Genomic DNA, 4,000 nt, shown 5'->3' with positions numbered 1-4,000 from the left:
GATCCATCGGACTTAGCTTCCACTGCTTCAGCGGATCATGAATGCGGCTCAGGAAGCGCATTTCCTGTTCTTCATCGGTGATGGATATCCAGTACTTAACGATCTGAATGCCGCTGCGCACCAGCATGCGTTCGAATTCCGGCGTACTGTGGAAAAACTCCTCGTACTCCGCATCACTACAAAATCCCATCACCTTTTCAACGCCGGCGCGGTTGTACCAGCTGCGGTCAAACAACACGATCTCTCCCGCAGACGGCAGATGTGAGACGTAACGTTGAAAATACCACTGCGTGCGCTCACGTTCGTTTGGCGCGGGCAATGCTGCCACGCGACAATAGCGCGGGTTGAGCCGCTGCATGATGCGTTTTATGACTCCGCCTTTGCCTGCCGCATCTCGGCCTTCAAAAATCACCACCAGACGATGACCGGTGCGGATGACCCAGTTTTGCAGCTTCACCAGCTCGCCCTGGAGATGCAGCAACTCCATAAAATAGCGGCGACGCCAGGCTAACTCTTGCGGATCGTTATTGGCCGCCAGACCAAAATCCGCTAACTCCATCTCCAGCGACTCGTCATAGCTGTCATAGAATTCCTGTAAAAAGCGCGCATCAAACATATTGTTATTATTCATTTCGTGTGCAGACATCGTCTTATCCCTGTTGAAGCGAGCGTTACAGTGAAGTCATCATCCAGTAGAGCGTGGCGGAGAGCAGCGCGGCGGCGGGCAGGGTGAGCACCCAAGCCAGCACCATATTGCGCAGCGTGCCGAACTGTAAGCCGCTGCGATTAGCGGCCATGGTGCCGGCAATTCCCGACGAGAGCACATGCGTGGTTGAGACCGGCAGACCAAACGCATCCGCTGCGCCAATGGTGCACATCGCCACCATCTGTGCACTGATGCCTTGCGCATAGTTGAGCTGACTTTTGCCAATTTTCTCACCCAGGGTGGTGACAATTCGACGCCAGCCCACCATGGTGCCCAATCCCAGCGCAATCGCCACCGCGACTTTCACCCAGGTCGGAATAAATTGCGTTGCGCCATTCAGCCCCGTTTTCAGCGCTTGCAGATTTTGCTGCGTCGCAGACGGTAAGATCAGCGAGCGATCGGCTTGCAGACGTTTGATGGTTTCAGCTGCCAGATACATCTCATTACGCAGCGCGGGTTTCTGTTCGGCGGGGATAGCCTGTAGCGCGCCAAATTGCTTCAACGTGGTGCTAATGTTGCCGCTGACCTGAGCCAGTGCGGGCACGACATTGGCATCACGTTGACCGGTGCGCAGATAAGTCGCCAGCACATCATCAGGTTGAGCAGGAGCGGTAGCTGCGCCGTATTGCAGCAGCTGAGTCTGGCTGTTTTCGGCCAGTGTAACCAGGTGAGGGATGTCAGACTGTGGCACGGAACGGCTAAGAGAATAGGTAACGGGCAGGGCAGCCACCAGAATCAGCATCATCAGCCCCATGCCTTTCTGACCATCATTCGAGCCATGTGCAAAGGAGACACCGGTGCAGGACAGTATCATCAAACCACGGATCCACATCGGCGGCGCACCTTCGTGTTTGCTAGTGCCGTACAACTCTGGTTTTTGACCACGCGCTTCATTAACAACAGCAACAATGCAGCACAGACGAAGCCGACAATCGGTGACAGGATCAGTGCATTGCCAATGTTGAGTGCCTGTCCCCAGTTGACGCCGCTCATGGCGCTGCGCCCGTGCATCACGGCGTTGGCGATGCCCACGCCAATAATGGATCCGATCAAGGTATGTGATGAGGAGGCGGGAAGGCCCAGCCACCAGGTGGCGAGGTTCCAGATAATCGCAGAGAACAGCAGGGAATAGATCATCACATAACTTTCACTGCTGCCGGATTGCATAATTAACTCAATCGGCAACAGCGAGATGATGCCGAATGCCACCGCGCCAGAGGAGCATAAAACGCCGAGGAAATTGAAAATACCTGACCACACCACCGCTACGGTAGGGGAAAGTGAACGGGTATAAATGACGGTGGCAACGGCGTTGGCCGTGTCGTGGAAACCATTTACGAACTCGAAACCCAGCGCCGCTAACAGTGCAAAACCAAGGAGTATCAGTGGCAGCGAGCTGCTGAAAGTGGCTCCGGTTTGCTGGATATCACCCAATAACTGCGTAGCGGCAAAGAGAATGCCAGCCAGCAATACTGTGCCAAACAGGAAAAGCGGTTTCTTACTGTTTTTTGCAGGAAGCTTAATCGCGGAAGACAAGGGTGTAGCGGCAACATGTAAAGTTTGAGGCGTAACGTAATCGCTCATTAGTGAGAATTTCCTATAGATCGCTAAAGCGGCACAAGCACAACGATTTGTGTGGCTAACATATAGAAAATTTATGAAAGTTTTATGACAGCCCTGTCAAAATTTAGTCATATAAATGCAACTTTTTCAGAGTGTAAAATGAGGTGTTTAACTATTTATTCAATATAAACAAGTGCTTGCTGCGGGTTTTGTTGAAGAGTTGGAATAACGACTACGTTTTATTTCTGCCATAAAATTGTCATATAAGGTGTCGTATTGATTACCATAGATTACATTTACAGCAGTGAATCATTATCTTGCTAATTGGATTTACGAGGATGAAACTCCTCTGTACTGTCAGTGTTCACCGATCAAGACTACGGGTGACGCCTTCTCAATTCCTCAAACAACCATTCTTTGCTGATGGGCCCAGAACTTAACTGCTGGATCATGGCATTATCCGCATAGTTCAGTAGCCATTCCCCCAGTTCCGCCATGCCAGCTTCATAGGATCCATGCACTTCGACAAACTTTTCCGACAGAACCAGTAACTCCATGCGCAGCGCGTTGCTGCGGGTCATAAACTCCAGATAGCCTTCGCGATCGGTTTCATAATCGGGGATCTTCGACAGCACATTGACCTCTTCTTCCTGAATGGGGGTGAGTCAGTGTAAACCGCTCTTTCGTCTATGTGCAGAATAATCATGCCTCACAAGTGAATATTTAATTATTGCGGTTCGCTTATTCCACACTCTTCTTATCACCTGTAAGTGTATTGCCGGGCATTGACTATCCCGTGTATTCCTCAATAGCATAGCGGTTATGCGGCTGCGCATATTTCTGGCGGATGTGGGTCTGTTTAAGCTGTTCTCAACATTCAATGAGAGAGCGACAAATGAACACACTATTTACGCCGATTACCGCCGGACAATTACGTCTCAAACATCGTGTCGTCATGGCACCGGCAACGCGCATGCGCAGCGAAAGCGGCGGCGTGCCGGGTCAGTTGATGGTTGAGTATTATCGACAGCGCACCAGTCCCGGTGGATTGCTGATTGCGGAAGCCACCGCGATTTCGCCCCATGCGAATGCCTATGCTGATGCGCCGGGTATTTTCAATGATGCTCAACAGGCGGGATGGAAGCAGGTGGTTGACGCGGTGCATAAGCAGGACGGCCAGATAGTGCTGCAATTATGGCATCCGGGGCGTCAGTCATTGCCAGAACTGTCGGAAGGTCACCAGCCAGTAGCGCCCTCGGCTTTGACTGCGCGAGAGACATACGGCGTGGGCAAGAACGCTGACGGTACATATGAAGGAAAGTTGTTCCCTGAACCACGTGCATTGCAAGAAGATGAAATTCCACAGCTTATTGAAGCCTATCGACAGGCTGCGATGAGGGCAAAAGCGGCAGGTTTTGACGGAGTTGAACTGCATGCTGCCAACGGCTATCTACCGGAACTGTTTCTGCTGGATGGCAGCAACAAACGTCAGGATAGCTGGGGTGGCAGCCTGGCGAATCGCGCGCGCTTTTTACTGGAGGCGGTGGCAGCTCTGACGGCAGTGTATGGGCCAGGACGGGTTGGCGTCCGAATTTCACCGAGTGGCATTTATGGCGATATGCATGATAGTGACCCGGCAGCGACGTTCAGCTATTTGGCTGACAAGCTCAATGATGCCGCGCTGGCGTATTTGCACATTATTGAGCCGCGCATCGTCGGGCCGGAAGACAG

At 52.1% G+C, this 4,000-nt stretch carries 3 protein-coding genes and 1 pseudogene; 1 reads left to right on the top strand and 3 read right to left on the bottom strand.

Features of this window, described 5'->3' with window-relative positions:
• From HA45_RS23180 to HA45_RS23170, 3 genes and pseudogenes are all read right to left on the bottom strand, one after another.
• Nucleotides 1-646, bottom strand: a 646-nt coding sequence (locus HA45_RS23180; protein WP_128599089.1) for a polyphosphate kinase 2 family protein, incomplete at its 3' end; no start/stop codon positions are given.
• Nucleotides 647-671: 25 nt separating this feature from the next.
• A pseudogene (locus HA45_RS23175) lies at nucleotides 672-2,290 on the bottom strand (inorganic phosphate transporter).
• Nucleotides 2,291-2,646: 356 nt separating this feature from the next.
• A complete protein-coding gene (locus HA45_RS23170; RefSeq protein ID WP_100702135.1) occupies nucleotides 2,647-2,904 on the bottom strand; it encodes a hypothetical protein in 258 nt (85 codons plus the stop codon).
• 260 nt (nucleotides 2,905-3,164) lie between these two features.
• On the opposite strand from HA45_RS23170, the gene HA45_RS23165 reads away from it, so the two are divergent.
• The coding region (locus HA45_RS23165) for an alkene reductase (RefSeq protein WP_143808512.1) at nucleotides 3,165-4,000 on the top strand (836 nt) is incomplete at its 3' end.

Source organism: Pantoea rodasii (assembly GCF_002095465.1).
GTDB classification, from domain to species: domain Bacteria; phylum Pseudomonadota; class Gammaproteobacteria; order Enterobacterales; family Enterobacteriaceae; genus Pantoea; species Pantoea rodasii.
The sequence above is the reverse complement of the archived record's forward strand: the minus strand, read 5'-3'. Positions and strand labels throughout refer to the sequence as shown.